Annotated in this window: 12 protein-coding genes; 8 read left to right on the forward strand and 4 right to left on the reverse strand. The window is 71.0% G+C overall.

Going from position 1 to position 18,273, the window contains the following annotated elements; all coding sequences use genetic code 11:
* The first annotated feature begins 63 nt into the window (after positions 1-63).
* A complete protein-coding gene (locus ACQEVM_RS16630) occupies positions 64-1,170 on the forward strand; it encodes an ATP-binding cassette domain-containing protein (protein WP_433080053.1) in 1,107 nt (368 codons plus the stop codon).
* Positions 1,167-2,057, forward strand: coding sequence for an ABC transporter permease (locus tag ACQEVM_RS16635; protein ID WP_433079416.1), 891 nt, complete (start codon positions 1,167-1,169; stop codon positions 2,055-2,057). Before ACQEVM_RS16630 ends, ACQEVM_RS16635 begins: the two co-directional genes overlap by 4 nt.
* A 61-nt stretch (positions 2,058-2,118) precedes the next feature.
* On the opposite strand, the gene ACQEVM_RS16640 is transcribed toward ACQEVM_RS16635, so the two are convergent.
* A complete protein-coding gene (locus ACQEVM_RS16640) occupies positions 2,119-3,264 on the reverse strand; it encodes an extracellular solute-binding protein (protein ID WP_433079418.1) in 1,146 nt (381 codons plus the stop codon).
* 121 nt (positions 3,265-3,385) lie between these two features.
* Positions 3,386-6,007, reverse strand: coding sequence for a SpoIIE family protein phosphatase (locus tag ACQEVM_RS16645; RefSeq protein WP_433080055.1), 2,622 nt, complete (start codon positions 6,005-6,007; stop codon positions 3,386-3,388).
* A gap of 430 nt (positions 6,008-6,437) precedes the next feature.
* Between ACQEVM_RS16645 and ACQEVM_RS16650 the strand changes: the two genes are divergently transcribed.
* The 6 genes from ACQEVM_RS16650 (at position 6,438) to ACQEVM_RS16675 (ending at position 16,164) form a co-directional block, all read left to right on the forward strand.
* Complete coding sequence (locus ACQEVM_RS16650; protein WP_433079420.1) at positions 6,438-7,616, forward strand: PP2C family protein-serine/threonine phosphatase; 1,179 nt, start codon at positions 6,438-6,440, stop codon at positions 7,614-7,616.
* A 435-nt stretch (positions 7,617-8,051) separates the two neighbouring features.
* Entirely contained in the window at positions 8,052-12,638 is a 4,587-nt protein-coding gene (locus ACQEVM_RS16655; protein WP_433079422.1) for an RICIN domain-containing protein, read from the forward strand.
* Positions 12,635-12,916, forward strand: a complete 282-nt coding sequence (locus ACQEVM_RS16660) for a hypothetical protein (protein WP_433079424.1) — start codon at positions 12,635-12,637, stop codon at positions 12,914-12,916. The genes ACQEVM_RS16655 and ACQEVM_RS16660 overlap by 4 nt, the downstream gene beginning before the upstream one ends.
* A 472-nt stretch (positions 12,917-13,388) precedes the next feature.
* Positions 13,389-14,477 (forward strand): PP2C family protein-serine/threonine phosphatase, encoded by a 1,089-nt coding sequence (locus ACQEVM_RS16665; protein WP_433079426.1) that lies wholly within the window; start codon positions 13,389-13,391, stop codon positions 14,475-14,477.
* A gap of 135 nt (positions 14,478-14,612) precedes the next feature.
* Complete coding sequence (locus ACQEVM_RS16670; RefSeq protein ID WP_433079428.1) at positions 14,613-15,455, forward strand: hypothetical protein; 843 nt, start codon at positions 14,613-14,615, stop codon at positions 15,453-15,455.
* A 385-nt stretch (positions 15,456-15,840) separates the two neighbouring features.
* Positions 15,841-16,164: a plasmid stabilization protein gene (locus tag ACQEVM_RS16675; protein WP_351370606.1), complete on the forward strand. Its 324-nt coding sequence runs from the start codon at positions 15,841-15,843 to the stop codon at positions 16,162-16,164.
* Positions 16,165-16,183: 19 nt separating this feature from the next.
* Here the strand turns inward: ACQEVM_RS16675 and ACQEVM_RS16680 are convergent, their stop codons facing one another.
* Together ACQEVM_RS16680 and ACQEVM_RS16685 are read right to left on the reverse strand one after the other, a co-directional pair.
* Positions 16,184-17,140, reverse strand: coding sequence for an alpha/beta fold hydrolase (locus tag ACQEVM_RS16680; RefSeq protein ID WP_433079431.1), 957 nt, complete (start codon positions 17,138-17,140; stop codon positions 16,184-16,186).
* 63 nt (positions 17,141-17,203) lie between these two features.
* Positions 17,204-18,220: a hypothetical protein gene (locus ACQEVM_RS16685; protein WP_433079433.1), complete on the reverse strand. Its 1,017-nt coding sequence runs from the start codon at positions 18,218-18,220 to the stop codon at positions 17,204-17,206.
* Positions 18,221-18,273: the final 53 nt, after the last annotated feature.

The following is an 18,273-nucleotide window of genomic DNA, read 5'->3' on the forward strand; positions in this document are numbered from 1 at the left end:
GGAGCCAAGGCCGCTGTGGCCGGCAGGCCCGCCGCAGACACCCCCGTGGACGAGGACCCGACCATGCAGCCACCCGCCGGAGACGACGCCCGCACCCAGGAGAACCTCCTGACCACCGTCCCCACGCACCCGGACACCACCCGGTCCACGGCCCCGCCGGCGTACGCCATCAGCACGCGCGGTCTGTTCAAGAGCTACGCGGGTCCGGACGGGACCACCACCCACGCAGTTCGCGGCCTGGACCTGGACGTGCTCCAAGGCGAGAGCTACGCCTTCCTCGGCCCCAACGGCGCGGGCAAGTCCACCACCCTCGCCCTGCTGTGCGCCCTGGCCCGCCCCACCGCCGGACAGGCCACCGTGGCGGGCGTCGACGTACTCCGCCGACCGGAGCAGGTACGCAGACTCGTCGGGATGCTCTTCCAACACAGCGCCCTGGACCCGGACCTGACAGCCGAACAGAACCTGCACATCCACGCACGCCTCTACGGACTGCGCCGCCGCCACGCCCGCCTGCGCGCCGCCGAGACGCTGGAGATGGTCGGGTTGACCGACCGTCGACGTTCCCTGGTCCGCACCCTGTCCGGAGGGATGCGCCGCCGCCTGGAACTCGCCCGAGGGCTGCTCCACTCACCCCGGGTCCTGTTCCTCGACGAGCCGACCACCGGACTCGACCCGCACGCCCGCCTCCAGGTGTGGGATCACCTGCGCGCACTGCGCGACCGGCACGGCAGCACGCTCTTCGTCACCACCCACTACCTGGAAGAGGCGGAGAACTGCGACCGCCTCGGCATCATCGACCACGGCCGACTCGTGACACAGGGCACGCCCCTCGCACTGAAGGCCGCGATCGGAGACGACCGGGTGGTGCTGCGCACGAGCGACGACGCGGCGGCACGACAGGTCGTGGGCCGCACCGCGCCGTCGGGTCTCACCGTGACCCTGGACGGCGAAGGGGTGACCCTGAGGGTCCCCGACGGCAGCGCCTGGATCCCCCGCCTGTGCGCCGCACTCGAAGCGCACGGCATCGCGGTGCACGCCGCGTCCGCGACCCCGCCGACACTGGACGACGTCTTCTTCCACCACACCGGCCGCAGCATCCACGCCCCCCGCCCGACACCGGCCACCGCCACCCCGGGCGCGACCACGGCAGCAACCGAGGAGGCCTCATGACCGCACCCGCCCTCCCGGCCTCGGACGCCTCCCGCACCCCTGATGCCCCGGGCGCCTCCACCGACACCGGCCGGGAGTCGGGGGCCCCTCTGCGTCACGAACTGCGCGCGGTACACGCCCTGATCTACCGCGATCTGCTGCGCCTGTCCGCCCAACCCACCCACACCGCCCTGATGCTGCTCCAGCCGGTGCTCTACCTCTTCATCCTGGGAGGCGGTCTCGCCGCCCTGATCCCCAACTCCTCGCTGGGCGTGGGCTACCAGACCTACCTCTTCCCGGGCATGCTGATGATGACGGTACAGACGCCGGCCATCATGGTCGGCATCCGCCTGATCACCGACCGGCAGAGCGGCTACCTGCGCGAACTCCTGATGGCCCCGGTCCGCCGGACCACCCTGCTCCTCGGAAGCTGCGCGGGCGGCACCATCGTCTCCACGATCCAGGGAGCCGTCCTGCTCGCCCTGGCCGGAGTCGTCGGCCTGCCCTACGACCCGCTCCTCATGGCGCTGCTCCTCGCCGGCATGATCCTCACCTCCTTCACCATCACGGCCCTGTCCCTGGCCCTGGCCGTGAGCCTCAACCGGCCCGAGATCTTCCACATGCTGCTCGGCCTGGTGATGATGCCGTTGCTGTTCCTCTCCGGCGGCTTCTTCCCGATCGAGAACCTGCCGGGCTGGGCCCACACGCTGGCCGCCGTCAACCCGCTCGCCTACGGGGTGGACCTGCTCCGCCGCGGCATCGCGCTACGGGTACCGGACCAGGCGGCCACCGCGGGCATCGAGTGGTCGAACTGGCAACCTCCCCTGCTCCTGGAAGGCGCCCTCCTGCTGACCGGCGGAGTCCTGGCCCTGGTCTGGGCCGCGCACCGCTTCAGCCGCCCCGAATGACACGCGGACGGGGCACCGAAACGAGTCCGGGTCCACCTCGCGCCCGGAGCCGCCCCCGCTCTCAGCCCGAGAGCGCCTTGTCCCAGCCGCGGTTGACGGCGCGTCGAGCATTCTCCGTCTGCGCCTCCGTCGGGAACGTCGGTGTGCCCTCGACCGTCGGCAGCTTCTCCGCGGCCGCCTCGTCGAGGGTGCCGTTCTTCCGCATCGCGTCCATCAGGACGGGACGCGCATAGGCGCCGAGCCGGAGATTCTGGCCTTCCGGGCTGAAGAGGTACTCCTGCCACAGACGTGCCGCGGCGGGGTGTGGGGCGTCCTTGTTGACCCCGTTCGCGTAGTACTGGGCGAAGCTGCCGTCGAAGGGGATGGCGGTCCGCCAGTCGACATCCGCTCCCTTCCTCCGGAATTCGTCGGCATATCCGAGATTGAGGAAGTCCCAGTCGATGCTGATCGGGGTCTGGCCCTTCGCGATCGTGGCCACCGAGGATTCGACCGGGATGAAGTTTCCGTTCCTGCGGAGCTCGGCGAAGAAGTCGATACCGGGTTGGATGTTGTCGAAGGAGCCGCCGTTCGCCAGGGCCGCCGCGTACACCCCGGCGAAGGCGGAGCCGGATTTCGTGGGGTCGCCGTTGAGCGCGACCTTTCCCTTGTACTCGGGCTTGCGCAGATCGGCGAATGTCGAAGGGCAGGTCTTGACGCGCTTGGCGTCACAGCCGATCGAGACGTAGCCGCCGTAGTTGTTGTACCAGCGGGCTCGCGAGTCCTTCTGTTCCTCGGGGATCTGGTCGTACTCGGTGACCTCGTACGGGGCGAGCAGACCCTGCCGGGCCGCGGACTGCGCGAACGAGCCCCCCACGTCGATCACGTCGGGGGCGAGGCCCGCGGCCCTGTGCTCCTTCAGGGCGTTGATCTCGTCCTGACTGGTCCCCTCCGGATTCTCCACGGTGACCTTGATCCCGTACTTCTTCTCGAAGCCTTCGATCAGCGCGCCGTAGTTGGCCCAGTCGCTCGGCAGCGCGATCGTGTTGAGCGAGCCCTCCTTCTTCGCCGCCGCAACCAGTGCCGCCATACCACCCGTGTCCGCGGCCGAGGTGGCCACCGCGGGCGCTCTCGGTGTGGCGGCGGGCTTGTCTCCACAGGCGCCCAGGGGCCCTGCCGCGAGGGCCAGGCAGGCGGCGACGGAGGCTGTCCGGAGACGGGATGCGGGCACAAAGGCTCCATAACGGGCGATCGTCCACTGATCGAGGCCAGCGTACGTTCGGCGGCCCCGCCGCGCAGTCCCAGACGGTGGTGTCCGCCACCGTCTTCGTGACCGCCGTGCCGGCGGATCCTCAGAACCCCTCCTCGCCCCATCCGGCCAGGAGCACCTCCGCCAGATCCATCGGGGGCGGTGCGCTCTCGTCGTGGAGGGTCTGCTCGCTCCAGATGATCTTGCCGCGGGCGGTGTAGCGGGTGCCCCAGCGTTCGGCGAACTGCGCCACGAGGAACAGGCCGCGACCACCCTCGTCGGTGTCCTCGGCCCGACGCAGGTGCGGGGAGGTGCTGGACCCGTCGGAGACCTCGCAGACCAGGCTCCGGTCGTACAGCAGCCTCACCCGGATGGGCTCGGTGCCGTAGCGGATGGCGTTGGTCAACAGCTCGCTGAGGATGAGTTCCGTGGTGAAGGCGATGTCCTCCAGGCCCCAGTCCGCCAGTCTGCGGGCGCAGGCGTTGCGTACCGGAGACACCGCGGCGGGGTCGGGGGACACCTCCCACTCGGCGATCCGCGCGGGGTCCAGCCGGCGGGTGCGGGCCACCAGCAGCGCGACGTCGTCGACGGGCCGGGTGGGCAGCATCGCGTCGATCACCGCGGTGCAGGTCTCCTCGGGGCTGCGGGCAGGCCCGGCCAGGGCGGCGGACAGCGCCGCGTGGCCCGCGTCCGGATCGCGGCCCCGGCTCTCGACCAGCCCGTTGGTGAAGAGGGCCAGCCGGGAGCCCTCGGGCAGGGTGATCGTCATGGTCTCCATCGGCAGACCCGCGCCCAGACCCAGCGGCGGGGAGACGGGAACGTCGGGGAAGGACACGGTTCCGTCGGGGTGGACGAGGGCGGGGCCGGGATGCCCGGCGGTCGCGGCCGTCACCTGCCCCGAGACGGGGTCGTAGATGGCACACAGACAGGTGGCCCCGGTGATCCCCTGCCACTCCTGCTCGTCGGTGTCGATGTGGGCGACCAACTCGTCCAGGTGGCTCAGCAGCTCGTCCGGAGGCAGGTCGAGGGTGGAGAAGTTGTACACGGCGGTGCGCAGGCGACCCATGGTGGCGGCGGCGTGCAGACCGTGGCCGACGACGTCGCCGACCACCAGGGCCACCCGGGCACCGGGCAGCGGGATGACGTCGAACCAGTCGCCGCCCACCCCGGCGTGGGCGGCCAGGTAGCGGTGCGCGACCTCGACGGCGGACTGCTCCGGTACGCGCCGGGGGAGCAGGCTGCGCTGCAGGGTCACGGCCATGGTGTGCTCGCGGGTGTACCGCCGGGCATTGTCGATGGACAGTGCCGCCCTCGCCGTCAGCTCCTCCGCGAAGGACACGTCCTCCTCGTCGAACGGCGGGGAGTCCTCGCCCCGCCAGTAGCAGGCCATGCCCAGCAGCACCCCCCGCGCCCGCAGGGGCACGGAGATCAGGGAGTGGATGCCGCGGTCCTGGATCTGCCGGGCGTTCGCCTCGTGCTGGGCCTGCCGGCGCCGGGGGGAGGCGCGCAGGTCCGCCTCCAGGACCGCGTGGCCGCCTGCCGACCCGGGGGCCATGGGGCCGGTGGGAGCGAACCGGATCAGCTCGCCGACGGGGGACAGCGGATGGTTTCCGTCAAGGCCGACGACGGCGGTGCGGCGCATCTCGGTACTCGCCTCGGACGGCTCCTCCCCGCGCAGTACCGGGTCCAGCAGGTCGACGGTGACCACATCGGCGAACCGGGGGACGGCCGCCTCCGCCAGTTCCTCGGCGGTGCGCTCCAGGTTCAGCGTCGTTCCGACCTGCACCCCCGCGTCGTACAGCAGGTTCAGCCGCTCGCGGGCCATCTCGGCCCTGCCGGACAGCGCCCGCAGTTCGGTGGTGTCGCGCAGGGTGACGACGGTCCCGGCCTCGCCGTAGGGGGCGGTGCGCCGGATGTTCACCGCCAGCAGCCGATCGGCCGCCCCGTGCAGCTCGTCGGTCGCGGAACGGCCCGAGGCGATCGACTCGGCGATGCCCTCCTCCAGACCCAGGTCCGTGACGGGGAGCCCCTCCGCGTGCACCGGCAGGTCCAGGAGCCTGCGCGCCTCGTCGTTGGCCAGCAGCAGCCGCCCGTCACCGCCGACGATCAGCACGCCCTCGCGCACCGCGTGGAGCACCGCGTCGTGATGCTCGTACATCCTGGTCATCTCGGCCGGTCCCAGGCCGTGGGTCCGCCGCAGCAGCCGCCGGCTCACCAGAGCCGTCCCACCCGCCGACAGGATCAGCACCACGGCCGCACTGCCCAGGACGACCGGCAGCTGCCGGTTGACCATGCTCTGCACGTTCTGGACCGTGACCGGGGAGGTGACGACGGCGATGACCCGGCCGTCGGGGTCCTTGACGGGAACCACCGAGACCACGGACCGGCCGAGGGACCCTTCGAAGGTCTCGGTGAAGGACGTGCCGGCCGCCGCCTTGGAGAACGGGCCGACGACGTGCTTCCCGATCTGCCGCGGATCGCTGTGGGTGAGCGTGACGCCGTCGAGCGTGTACACGTTGATGCCGTCGACCTCGGCGATCTTCCGGGCCGCCTCCGCGCTCGGCTGCAGCACCGCGCTCGGATGGGCGCTGCGCAGGGCCGGGACGATTCCCGGGGACTCCGCGAAGGTTCCGGCGGCGGCGAGCGTCCGGTGTCGGGCGTCCTGCATGGCGGAGCTACGGGCCTGCACCACGAGGGCCCCCACCGCGGCGGCGACGAGAAGCATCACGACGGCCAACTGGAGGAGGAACACCTCGCCGGCCACGCTGCGCACGCTCAGCAGGGAGGACAGACGCTGCGGCCTGCGGACCCTGCCCTTGGGGGGCCGGACGTGCTCCTGATCCACCGGGCGATGTCCTGACCTGGGACGGCGCGGGGACGCGGAAAAGATCGCGGTCAAGCCGAGGAGTCGGCGCCGGAGATCTCCCAGGAAAACGCCCATGCTCCAGTTTCCAACCTCTTCGGGTCGTCGGCAGCGGGGAGCGACGGTCGCCGGGCCCCGGCGATCTTGGTACTGCCGCGCGGAGGCGGGGTGCGGCGCCTCGCGCCGGGGGCGCGGGTGGGGGTCCGGCCCGCCACCGCGGCGGCGACCGGGTCCCCGCGAGGACGGTGAACCTGAGTGGCGGCCATGCGTCCGGGCAGGGCAGGCTGTACTCATGAGAGCGCCCTTGCGCTCGCCCCCGGGACCGGGAGCCGGCGGTCACCACCAGGTCCTCTTCGCACTCGCGGAGTGCCTGCCCTTCGCACTCGCCCTGCTGGTGCTCCTCGTCGAGCTCACGCCCGCGCACGTCCTGTACACCGGACCCCTGCTGGTCGCGACGCCCGCTCTGGCGGCGGTGACGATGGGCCCCAAGGGCACGCTCGCGGCGACGGGAGTGGCCGTCGGAGTCAGCGTGGTCACCGCCACGCACAACCATGCCTGGGGCGGCCAGCAGGTCTACACGAACTTCCTCGCCCTGTTCATGGTCTCGGTGGCGAGCTTCATGACGAGCCGCACCGCGCGCACCCGCCGGGAGAACGAGCTGAACCAGGTCCGCCGGATCGCCACGGCCGCCCAGGAGGTCCTGCTGCGGCCGGTGCCGGCAAGGCTGGGCGCCGTCAGGGCGGCCAGCCTGTACCTGGCGGCCGAGAAGGGCGCGCAGATCGGCGGTGACCTGTACGAAGTGGTCCAGACCCGGTACGGGATCCGGATGATCGTCGGGGACGTGCGGGGCAAGGGGCTGCCCGCCGTCCGGGCCGCCGCGATCGTGCTGGGTGCGTTCCGGGAGTCCGTGCACTACGAGGAAGACCTGGTGGAGGTCGTCAACCACTGCGAAGCGGCCCTCTGGCGCGATGCCGCCGTCGCGGGCGCGGCCGGGGCCGACGGCGACGACATCCTTCTCGAGGGGTTCGTCACCGCCCTCGTGGCCCAGGTCCCGGACAGTTCCCACGTCGAGGTGATCAACCGCGGCCATCCACCGCCGCTGGTGCTGCGCGACGGCACGGTCCGGTCCCTGACACCCACCGAACCCTTGCCGCCGTTGGGGCTCGCGGAGTTCATCGGCGGACCTCCCGGGCGCGTGGACAGCCATGCGTTCGCACCGGGGGACAGGCTGCTGCTGTACACCGACGGCGTCATCGAGGCCCGAGACCCGGGCGGCACCTTCTTCGACCTGCCCGAGGCCATGGTGGGCATGTGCGACGACACCCGGGAGGAGTTCCTGGAGGGGTTGCGCCGGGCATTGCTCCGCCACACTCGGGGTCGCCTCGCCGACGACGTGGCGGTCATCCTCGTCGACCGGCGGGAAGCCGAGGGGCACGGGACGGAGGGCCGCGGTCCGCGTACCGGCGGATGACGTGGACGTGAGGTGTCCCGCCGCTGATCGGCCCGCCGCGGATCGGCCCGCCGCGCATCGGTGCCGGCGAGGTCACGATCGGCCATCGGTGTCATTGCCGGTCCGGTCGGCCCAACGGGCTCGGAACCAGGTGCTGTTCGTCGACCGCCGACAGATCACTCGCCGCCGCGATCACCAGGGGCTAAGGTGATCGTCGCGCACATGTGACGAGTGCCCTCGGAAACCTCGTCATGACATGTGCACGTCATTCGGGCGGCCGGGGGGAACGGCGCTGCCAGGGGGAGGGACGGTTCCGTCATGCCGCGATACCGGCTCGTTGTGAACGCCGCGGTCGTCGTCGCTGCCCGCTGCCCCCGTCTCCGCGCCGGGACGCCCGACTGACCCGCTCGTACCTCCACCCCTTCGGGCAGTCACCTCCGCCTGCCCTCGCTCACGATGAAGGAATCCGCTTTGCGTTCCCGACCAGGGCTGTTCAGACCCAGATCACGAACAACATCAGCCACTCTCACCTCTCTCGTCACATCCGTCGCGGTCCTTTCCGTCGTTGTCGGTGTGGCCGTGCAGCCCGGAGCGCTCGACCGGCTCGCCGGACACCGCATGGCCAAGGCGGGCGACGACTACGACTGGTACACGGACACCGCCGCCGAACAGCTGCGGCAGGACCAGTGCCTGATGGCCGATGTGCTCCGCCTGGGTGGGCCGTCCATGGCCACCACCGCGCAGGACGGCCTGAACCAGCCGCAGGACAAGCTGCACGAGCTGGCCAACCGACAGCACTGGCAGGACACCCCGCTCGCCCAGGCCTACAAGAAGGACCGGGACGCGGCGTCCAAGGAGTTGGACGCCCTCAACGCCGTCCGGGACACCTGGAAGAAGCCGCTCGACGGTCTCGAGACCCCCGGTGGCTTCACGGTGACCGGCTTCCACTGGCCGCCGGGCACGAGTGACGGCAAGGAGGACTTCTACGGTCAGACCGGTCTGACCACGTGGGTCGCCGATCGGTTCTGGAAGAACGACAGCGACTTCTACGAGGACCCCACGCCCAAGGCCGACGCCGCGACGATCAAGGCCGTCAAGGACATCGGCGCGCCGCTGTACGGCACGGACCCCAACCCGCAACTGCCCGAGTGGGAGCGTCAGCGCGCGGAACACGGCGCGTACGAGCACCTGTCCGACTGGTCCCTGGAGCCCACGGGCGCGGACAACGCCCGCCTCTTCCTGGCGTCCGGCGGCTTCGCGCGCACGGCGCCGCAGCCGGGCACGGCGGAACACCGCATCGCGGTGGAGGACCTGAAGACGCGGTTCGCGTCCTGTGCGTGGCGGGACCCGATCGACCCGAACAAGGTCCGGGGCGACGTCTCCACGACGGCCGCCGCGGAGTGGCAGCAGGAGATCGCCTCCCAGACGACGCAGCGCAACCAGATCCTGGCCGCGAACAAGAGCGCGACCACGTCCCTGGCCACCGGCTCCAAGGCGCTGGGAGACCTGCTGGGTCACTCCTGGGTGAGCGACCGTCTGGTCCGCTGGCAGGACTACTGGTCCGCGGGCGGGCTGGGGTGGATCGGTGACAGCCCGGTGGCCATTCAGGTGCCGGGCGCGCCGGGCAGTTGCCTGGACGTCCAGGGCGGTGCCAAGACCAACGGCACGCCGGTCCAGGTCTACACGTGCAACAACGGTGCGGCGCAGCAGTGGACGCTCGAAGGTGGTGAGGACGATCTCCACATTCGCAATGTCGGCTCGTCCAAATGCCTGGAGGTGGCCGGCAACAAGTCCGCGAACGGGACGAAGATCCAGATCACGGACTGCTACAGCACTCCCGGGCAGTCGTGGAAGGGCGACGCCCGGGCGTCCGCGCCCCTGAAGAGCGTGTCCACGGGCAAGTGCCTGGACCTGAGCGCGTTCACCAAGAGCACGGACACACGGCTGTGGGACTGCAAGGACGCCAGTGCGCAGAAATTCCTGATCAAGCCGTCCGGTCACAAGGGCACGGACAGCCTCTCCTACCCGGACAAGGCACAGTTCGACAAGGCCAAGAAGGGCGTCACCGACACCCAGGCGGCCGCGAAGAAGCAGCTGGCCGCTCTCAAGGTGCAGCTGGAGAGCGCCAAGAAGTCGGCCACCGCTTCCGACGCCGCCGAGCAGGCGGCCTACGGGATCGCGGACGCGGCCGGTGCTCCGCGCGGCCGTGGTCTGCTGGTGGGCCAGCAGAAGGCCCAGGTCACCAAGGGTGCCGTTGCCGCGCTGACGGCGATGGTGAAGGCCGGTGAGACCGCCGAGGCGGCCACCCGTGCCGCGGTCGGTGACAGCGACACGATCGCGCAGCGCGCGCTGGCGCAAGCCGCGCAGGTCAACGCGGAGTTCCGCAAGGAGGCCGCGCACATCGCCGAGTTGCAGGCGAAGGCCGCGGCGGACGCGGCGAAGGTGCACCGGGACAACGCCAAGAAGGACAAGGAGACGGCGGAGGCCAAGCTCGCCGTCACGCTGAAGGCGGAGGCGGACGCGAAGGCGGCCGCTGCCGACGCGCACGCCAAGAGGCTCGCGGCGGAGGCCGAGGAGAAGACGGCCAAGGCGGAGAAGGACACCGCCGCCGCCAAGCAGGCCGAGGCGAGCCAGTACAAGCAGACCGCGCAGGCCGAGGCCGCGAACGCCCAGGACGCCAAGGGCAAGGCGGAAGCGGCCGAGGCGACCGCGGTCGCGCGGAAGAACGACGCGGTCACGGCCCGGGACAACGCCAAGGCCAAGCGGGACGACGCCTGGGACGCCGAGCAGAAGGCCGACGCCGCCCGCGCCAAGGCGGACGCGACGGACGCCTACGCCCACTCCCTGAAGGCGGGCGAGGCCGCGGACGCCGCCCGCGCCTCCGCCAATGAGGCGGACAAGCACGCCGACGACGCCGAGGCGGCCGCCGGCCGGGCCCGTACCGCGGCGGATGCCGCCACCGAGGCGGCGGCTCAGGCGGACGCCGCCGCGACCCGCGCCGAGGCGGCAGCCAAGCGCTCCCGTGCGAATGCGGACGCCGCCCAGGCCGCCAAGCTGAAGGCCGACGCCGCCGTGCGGACCGCCACCAGCGCCGCCGCCGACGCCATCAAGGCGTCCGAGCACGCCTCCGCAGAGGCCAGGACGGCCGTTGCCCTGGCCGCAGAGGCCGAGAAGCTGGCCGAGACCGCCAAGGCCCAGGCGGACGCGTCCGGCAAGGAGGCCGTCAAGGCGGTGCTCGCCTCGGCCAAGGCCGCCGGCTACGCCCACGTCACCGCGCAGGCCGCGGTGGACGCCGGCAACGCCGCGGCCCAGGTCGCCAAGCCCGCCAACGACGCCATCCAGCTCGGCTCGCCCTACGTCACCACCGACTCGGCCGCGAGCCTCGTCGTGCTGACCGGGCAGGCGTCGAAGACGATCGCCGAGCAGCAGAAGGCCGTTGCCGACGCCCACGCCAAGAACGCGCAGGACGAGGCCGCAGCCGCCAAGAACATCGCCGAACAGGCAACGGGCGACGCGAAGATCGCCTACCAGTACGCGGCCAACGCCGCCACCCACGCGGCCAACGCCCGCACCTACGCCAAGGAGGCCCTGGGCTACGCGGCCGACGCCGCGGCGGCAGCCGCCAAGGCATCGGCGTCACTGGCCCGCACCGTCGAATACGACCAGAAGGCGACCGAGGACGCCGCCGCCGCGGACAAGGCCGCAGGCCGTGCCGAGGGCTACGCCAAACAGGCCCGCGAGTCGGCGGACCAGGCGGCACTCGACGCGTCGGCAGCCCGCGCGGCCGCGGCCCGGGCGGAACAGGACGCCAAGGACGCCCGTGCTGCGGCCGACCGCGCGGCCGTCGCCGCCACCGAGGCCGAACAGGCCGCGAAGGACGCCGACAAGTACGCCAAGGAAGCACAGGAATCCGCAGACAGGGCCGAGAAGGCTGCCAAGGCGAAGCAGATCGAGACCGGAACCGTCCCCGACGGAGCCGGCGGTTCCATCGGCAACACCTTCTACCTCATCGATCACACCGAGCGGATCGGCAAGCCCAAGACGCTGAAGCAGACGGCCGGATGCGAAGGCGTGATCGACGCGCTCTTCTACCGGGGCGACTGCACGATGACGGTCGAGATCCGTTACAAGGCGTACCTCGACGTGTACCTGTGCACCGCGAAGATCTCGAACCCGTCGAGGTTCACGTGTCCCGCGAGCGAGACGCTGTATCTGGGGCTGTTCCCGAGCGAGGAAATGACCCAGGAGGCCACGCACACCATCACGATGGCCGAGTACCAGGCGGGCATCGATCCGGTCGACATCCTCTTCGGCAGCTGGATCCAGTGCTTCGAGAAGTTCGCGTCCGGATTCGAGCGCGGTAGCTGGGGCGGCTGCGCCTGGGCGGCCCTGGACGTCGGGCTCATGTTCGCGGGCAAGATCCTCGGGCCCATCGCGACCGCGGCCCGGGCGGCCGATGCCGCCGTCATGACCGGCATCGGATTCGCGGACGCCTACAAGGCCCTGCGCACCCTCGGCGTATCCGAAACGGCGATCTCGGGTATCACCGGCAGGGCTTTCAAGAAGCTGCGCGAAGCCTGCGAGAAAGCCGGCCGGGCCGCTGGGAAGAGTGCGTTCCGAGCAAGCGCGAAGAGCAGCCAGGCCGCCAATCCGGGTTGCACCGAGTGGGCGAACGACTATGGCAGTCAAAGCCATGGGGTAATGGGTTCGATCGACAGCGAGGGCGTTCTCAATCTCATCGTTCTCGCTGACGAGGGCCTGACCCCGACAGGCAGTGTAATGATCGCCGAAGTGATGGAGAAGATCGGCGGAAACGCGAAGGGGATACGCGGTACCTGGCTGGGGGGTGGTGACATGAAGGACAACCTGGACAGCTTCAACGCCGGTATACAGAGCCTCAAGTTGAGCCCGGAGGAAGCGGCACGACTGACCTTCACCGGTAAGATGGCCGCCAAGTACGGATTCAACGGGAAAGTCGACATGGTGACGCTGGTGGGAACTCCCGGAAATTACACCAAGGTTGAGGTCGTGTTCTGGAAATGAAGGACCCCAAGTCGGTTGCGCTCGGCGTTCGCGAACGCGCGATGCGCGGTGACGATGCGGTTGACATCGCACTGTGGGTGAAGGCGGAGCTGGGTGACGGAGCCACTTTCTTCGCTTTTGCCAGCTGCTTCTTCCATGGACTGGGAGTTCCCGTCCACGCGATCAGGGAACTCGAGGGATGGAATGGCGTGGGGGGTGATCGGGACGTGCCGGATGCGGACGTGAGGACGAGTCTCGATCCCTACGTGCTGCCGCTCAGGCAGCAGCGGCAGGTGTAACCGGGGCATCGGGCCTGGGATCAGGCCCCTCGCCCGGACTGCGGCCATGGGCCGCAACAGGAGTGGGCCGCATCGACACGGTGCGGCCCACAGCCGTCTCTCGGCTGCGCGGCCGGAGCGCCCTGACGGCGTTCCGGTCCGCCGGGAAGCCGACGTCATCGCACGGTGAGGCGGCGAGGCGGATGTACGACGCCGCGGGCGTGTGCCGCCCGCCACGGCGCCCGGGCAGGCGCCAGGCCGGGCCTCGGGAAGCGGGTGGCGTGGCGCCGACGCGGGCGCTGGACGGGAGCCGCGTCCCGGGCTCGACCGCGGCCGTTCCGCGCCCCTGCCGGCAATGCGCCGCGCCGAGCCGAGTGCGGCGAACCAGAATCGATCACGAGTTCGATCCACGGGGGAGTGGTGGACCGCCTCGCTTCCGCAAGCCGTGTTCGTCAGAGCGCTGGCGCATGATTACGCGGATATCGTGGGAAACGTGACCGAATCTGGGCGGCCGTGGGTCCGCCGGCGCGACGGCCGGGGGTGGTTCGTGCGCCTGTCGCCTGTCATCCTGACCGTGGTGATCGCGAGCCTGGCCTACGCCACTCCGCCGGAAATGGCCTTCAGCCGCCTCCTGCCCGCGGCGCCCGCCCTGGCTGCCGCCATGTGGCCGGTCCTGCCCACCGTCCTGCTCGGGACGGTCTGCCTCCTCCTGATGATCGGCCTCGGCCTCGTCTTCCCCGACCTGGGAACCTGGTGGACAGCCGCGGGGATCATCGCGGTCACCGTGGCCGCCGCGTACGGAAGCCATGTCCGGCTCCTGCGCGAGCGCACCCTCTTCCAGGTGCGACTCGTCGCCGACGCGGCGCAGCAGGTGGTGCTGAGCCCCATGCCGCGGCGCATCGCGAGCATGGAGATCGAGTCGCTGTATCTCGCCGCCGCGGCCGAGGCCCGCATCGGCGGGGACTTCTACGAGGTGGTCGACACGCCGTACGGGGTCCGGCTGCTCATCGGTGACGTGCGGGGGAAGGGCCTGCCGGCGGTGGGAGCGGCCGCGGCGATCGTCAACGCCTTCCGGGAGGCGGCCTTCGACGAGACCGACATGATCGACGTCGCACGCAGGCTGGACGCCAGCAGCACCCGCTACAACGCCGCCTTTCCACCCGAAGGGCCGATGGAGCGCTTCGCCACCGCCCTTCTCGTGCAGATCCCGCACGCGGGCAGACGCATCGACATCCTCAACTGCGGACACCCGCCGCCACTGCTCCTGAACCGCGGCAGCCTCCGTGTCCTCGAGTCCGCCACCCCGTCGCCACTGCTCAGCCTCGCGGAGCTCATCGGCGAGCACTACAACGTCGACACCTTCGACTTCGCCCCCGGCGACCTGCTGCTCCTCTACACCGACGGGATCGCCGAGGCCCGCGCCCGCGACGGCGAGTTCTTCCCGCTGGCATCCTGGATGCGTCGACAACCCCCGACACCGCCCCGCGAACTGCTCACGGCTCTTCACCGCGACCTCGTGCACTACAGCAGAGGGCGGCTGGACGACGACATCGCCGCCCTCGCCGTACGCCTGCGCGGGTAGGACGGGGAAGGGCACGGTCCGCACCTCGGGGCGCGCGCGACCGGCGGTCGGCGACAACGCCGGACCTGCCCTCAGGGCGGGCGAGGCTGCGTTTCGCTGTCCGTCGGGACACCCACCCAGGGCTAGGCTCCGGACGTGGGACAGCCTGAGCAGCGCGCCGAAGGCGCGGGACCCTTCACCACCCGGCGCACCTGGCACCGCTCCGACGGGGGAACCGTCGTGTGGGAGTCGCGGGCCGCTCGCAGGCGGGGGGTGCTCTCGGTGCGGGGACCGGGAGATCCGGCCTCCGTGTCCGCGAGTGCCGATGCCACGGCCCTCGGGCGCCTTCGCAGGCTCAACGCCCTGGCCTCGGGCGCGTTCGTCATCGGAGGGGCGCTCTTCGCCTTCGGGGCCGCGGTGGCCCAGTTCGGATCGGGCGACGCGGTCGAGAGCGCCTCCGTCTACTTCGCCGGCGGTCTGTTCTTCAATCTCGGGGGCTACACCTCTCTCCTGCAGACCCTGAACGCGCCTCGCCACCGCGAGGAGGACGGTCGGCTGGTCACCGCCGACTGGAGGTGGTGGGGGTACGAGCCGATGCGATTGGACTGGCTGAGCACGTTCGTCCTGTTCGTGGGGACGCTCGTGTTCGGCGTGAACCTACTGGACTCCTTCCTCCAAGGACTCACCGCTCAGCAGACCAACCGGCTCGTCTGGGCTCCTGACGTGGTGGGATGCGTGCTCTTCCTGGTCTCGGGCCATCTCGCGTTCGTCGAGATCTGCCACAGGTCCCGGCCCTGTCTCCGTTCGCGGAGTCTGGGCTGGTGGATCGTCGCCGTGAACCAGTTGGGATCCGTGCTCTTCATGCTCTCCGCACTGGCCGCGTTCACCCGGCCGGCCACCGGAAGCCTCGTCAATGCCGACATCGCGAACTGGGGGACGTTGTCCGGAGCCCTTTGCTTCTCGTTCGGCGGGATGCTCCAGACCTTCGAACGACCGTAGGAGACGGGTGCGCGGCCGAGCCGTGGGAGCCCGCACCGGCCGGACGAGAGCGAGGTCCGTCATGACGCGGGGTCGCCCACCGCGCGTGACCCGGGTGGACCCGGCCCGGTCGCGACCGACGCCGGAGCCCATCACGCTGCCTGTACGTGCACGGCTCGGGTCGGGTCGGGTCGCCGAGGTGCGCGTCGGATGAGTGTGCGGCCGTGCGTGCCGTGAAAGCGCACGAGGGCGGCGCGGATGACGGGCGAAGCCGCAGGCCCCCGCGCCCGGGCGGACCGGATCGCCACCCGGAGACGGTGTGGTGCGCCCTCGTCCGGGCAGACGCAAGGCGCGTCCGGTGGATCCGCCGCCGGAGCGGTGGTGACGAGTCGAGGAGTGAGTGGCCATGCCCCGCGGATCCAGCCCGAAGCGAGAACGCCAGTACGAGCACATCAAGGAGAGCGCCGAGCAGCGCGGCGAGAGCACCAGGCGCGCCGAGGAGATCGCCGCGCGCACGGTCAACAAGGAACGAGCCCGCTCCGGCGAGTCGAAGACGGCGAGTCGTTCGTCCACGCACGACATGTCGTCCTCGAAGCGCGGCGGGCAGCGTTCACACAGCGGATCGCAGGGCCCGACGAAGGAACAGTTGTACAACGAGGCGAAGCAACGGAACATCGAGGGCCGCTCCAGGATGGACAAGGCCGAACTCAAGCGGGCCCTCGGTAAATGAGCAGGTGGGTGGCCGCGGATCAGGACGGGTGTTCCCGCTCCGCCTGCTTCTCCGCGCTCGGCCGGGCGGCACGGCCGGTGACGAGACGGATGGCCGCGATCGTCAGGTCGGGGTCGTGGAGCTGGACGTAGTGGTCACTGCCGGTCGCCAACAGGTGCGGGGTCTGCGGCCGCAGGGCCACCAGAGCCTGTTGGGCCTTGGGCCAGGCGGCCTCCAGCCTCGCCACCAAGTCCTTGGCCATGGTGGGGGGCGTGGCGAAGGGTTCGGTCTTGCTGAGTACCGCGACCGGGACCGGTGGGAGCGGCCCGCCGCGATCGATGGCGGCGACCCCGCCGTCGATGTCGACCTGTTCGAAGTCCGGTTCGGTGTCGAAGGGGGTGCCCGGATGCCGCAGCGCCTTCACGTACGCGGGCCAATCCGCCCCCATCGCGGGCTTCAGCGCCGGTCCCAGCGCGTCGACCAGGACCAGCCCGCGCGTCCGCTCCGGGTGCTCCTGCGCGTACCGCAGGGCGAGCATGCCACCGAAGGAGTGCCCCGCCAGCACGTACGGCCCCGGTACGTGGCCGGCGGTCAGCACCCGGTCAAGGTCCTGGACCATGGCGGTCAGGCTCCGGGTGCCCCGCACGGGTGTGCTGCGGGTGGTGAGCGTCGGGGGCCGGGTGTAGCGGATGGTGCCCGGCCGGTCGTAGGTGCAGACGCGGGTGAACGCGGCCACACCCGGAAGCACCGCCGGGGCCTTGGGCACGGGCGGGGTGACGTCGGTCAGCGACCACGGGTCGGAGGCTTCGTGCAGTCCGGACAACAGCACCACGGTCGGGCTCCCCGAGCCCGAGCAACGCAGGTACAGGCCGCGTCCGCCGCCGATGTCCACCTGCTGCCCGCCGTCCCCACCGGTCGCCCCCGGGGTGCCCGCGACCAGCAGGGCCACCGCCAGTACGGACGCGGCTCCGCCGGACGCACGCCATCGCCGTCGCATGAGTCCAGCGTCCCCGCCACCCGGGCATCCCGCCACCCGATGTCGACGCGTCGCCGACTCAGGTCACCTGCAATATCCCGCCTGGAGGAAGCCGCGTTGGCCCGGCGTCCCCAGGTCCAGCGGGATGTCGACATGGCTCGGCAGGGCGGTGAACCGCACGTTCGGCACGATGAACTCGCGGCCGGTGTACCTCTCCCGCACGCTCTGCCGGTCGGCGGGCCGACAGACGAAAGGATTGGCGTACGTGTTGTACCCCAGTCCCACACCCGTGTTGAGGAACCCGGCGTCCTGGCACTGGTACAGCGCGCCGCGCAGTGCGGAGGCGTCCCGGTCGCCCCGGTAGCGCGTCTGGAAGTTCGCGAAGCACGTCCGGGAGTCGGCGCCGTCGTACGGGGACGGGCCGGCGGCCGCCAGTGCTCCGAGGAAGGAGCGGTTGCAGCCGATCTCCGCCGAGGGGGCCTCACCCGCGAGCAGCGCGTCACGACGGCACCCGGTGACGTCCTGGAACGCCCCGACCACGTCCTTGTCCCGGTTCAGCCGGGAGTACGCGACGACCAGGTCGCGCTGGGCGGCGAGCGGATACGCCCCCGTCGTACCGAACTCCTCGTCGAGCAGCCGGAACCAGGTCTCGAAGGCCGGCACCTGCGCACGGACGTCGGCCGGCAGCGTGTAGACCTCCAGGTCGGTAGGCGTCGACCAGTCCTCCAGGCCCGGGTAGCCCACGTAGGACAGGACGCCGATCCCGACCTTGGCGGGCTGGTCGCCGTACCGCGCGCGCAGCTTCAGGTACTGCTCGAGGTTGGTACTGGATCCGGCCCAGGCCTGGCGGAAGCCACTCGGGTACAGCGAGGTCTGGCCCCGGGCGTGCGTGGTTGCGAAGAGGGACGGTGCCACGCACCGGACTTCGCGCGCCTCCCAGGCGGCCCGGTACTCGGCCGGTGTGGAGATGCAGGGGGCGACGGGGTCGCTCACGCCGTCGCGGGAGAGCGAGAACGCGCTCGGAGTGCCCAGCAGGAGCAGTCCCGTCACGAGGGCGGCCAGCGAACGGGCTCGCGATCCGAGGGATCGTTGTCTCTTCATGGGGCTCAGTCTCGAAACGGGCGAGCGGCTTCGCCGGCCAACTGCTCCACCCA

Source organism: Streptomyces sp. CA-243310, assembly GCF_050936775.1.
GTDB lineage: Bacteria > Actinomycetota > Actinomycetes > Streptomycetales > Streptomycetaceae > Streptomyces.

What these genes read in the sequence shown, in the direction of transcription:
- ACQEVM_RS16630 (WP_433080053.1), top strand. Translation starts at nt 64, where the DNA reads ATGCAGCCACCCGCCGGAGACGACGCCCGCACCCAGGAGAACCTCCTG.
- ACQEVM_RS16635 (WP_433079416.1), top strand. Translation starts at nt 1,167, where the DNA reads ATGACCGCACCCGCCCTCCCGGCCTCGGACGCCTCCCGCACCCCTGAT.
- ACQEVM_RS16645 (WP_433080055.1), bottom strand. Translation starts at nt 6,007, where the DNA reads ATGCTTCTCGTCGCCGCCGCGGTGGGGGCCCTCGTGGTGCAGGCCCGT.
- ACQEVM_RS16650 (WP_433079420.1), top strand. Translation starts at nt 6,438, where the DNA reads ATGAGAGCGCCCTTGCGCTCGCCCCCGGGACCGGGAGCCGGCGGTCAC.
- ACQEVM_RS16655 (WP_433079422.1), top strand. Translation starts at nt 8,052, where the DNA reads ATGAAGGAATCCGCTTTGCGTTCCCGACCAGGGCTGTTCAGACCCAGA.
- ACQEVM_RS16660 (WP_433079424.1), top strand. Translation starts at nt 12,635, where the DNA reads ATGAAGGACCCCAAGTCGGTTGCGCTCGGCGTTCGCGAACGCGCGATG.
- ACQEVM_RS16675 (WP_351370606.1), top strand. Translation starts at nt 15,841, where the DNA reads ATGCCCCGCGGATCCAGCCCGAAGCGAGAACGCCAGTACGAGCACATC.
- ACQEVM_RS16680 (WP_433079431.1), bottom strand. Translation starts at nt 17,140, where the DNA reads ATGCGACGGCGATGGCGTGCGTCCGGCGGAGCCGCGTCCGTACTGGCG.
- ACQEVM_RS16685 (WP_433079433.1), bottom strand. Translation starts at nt 18,220, where the DNA reads ATGAAGAGACAACGATCCCTCGGATCGCGAGCCCGTTCGCTGGCCGCC.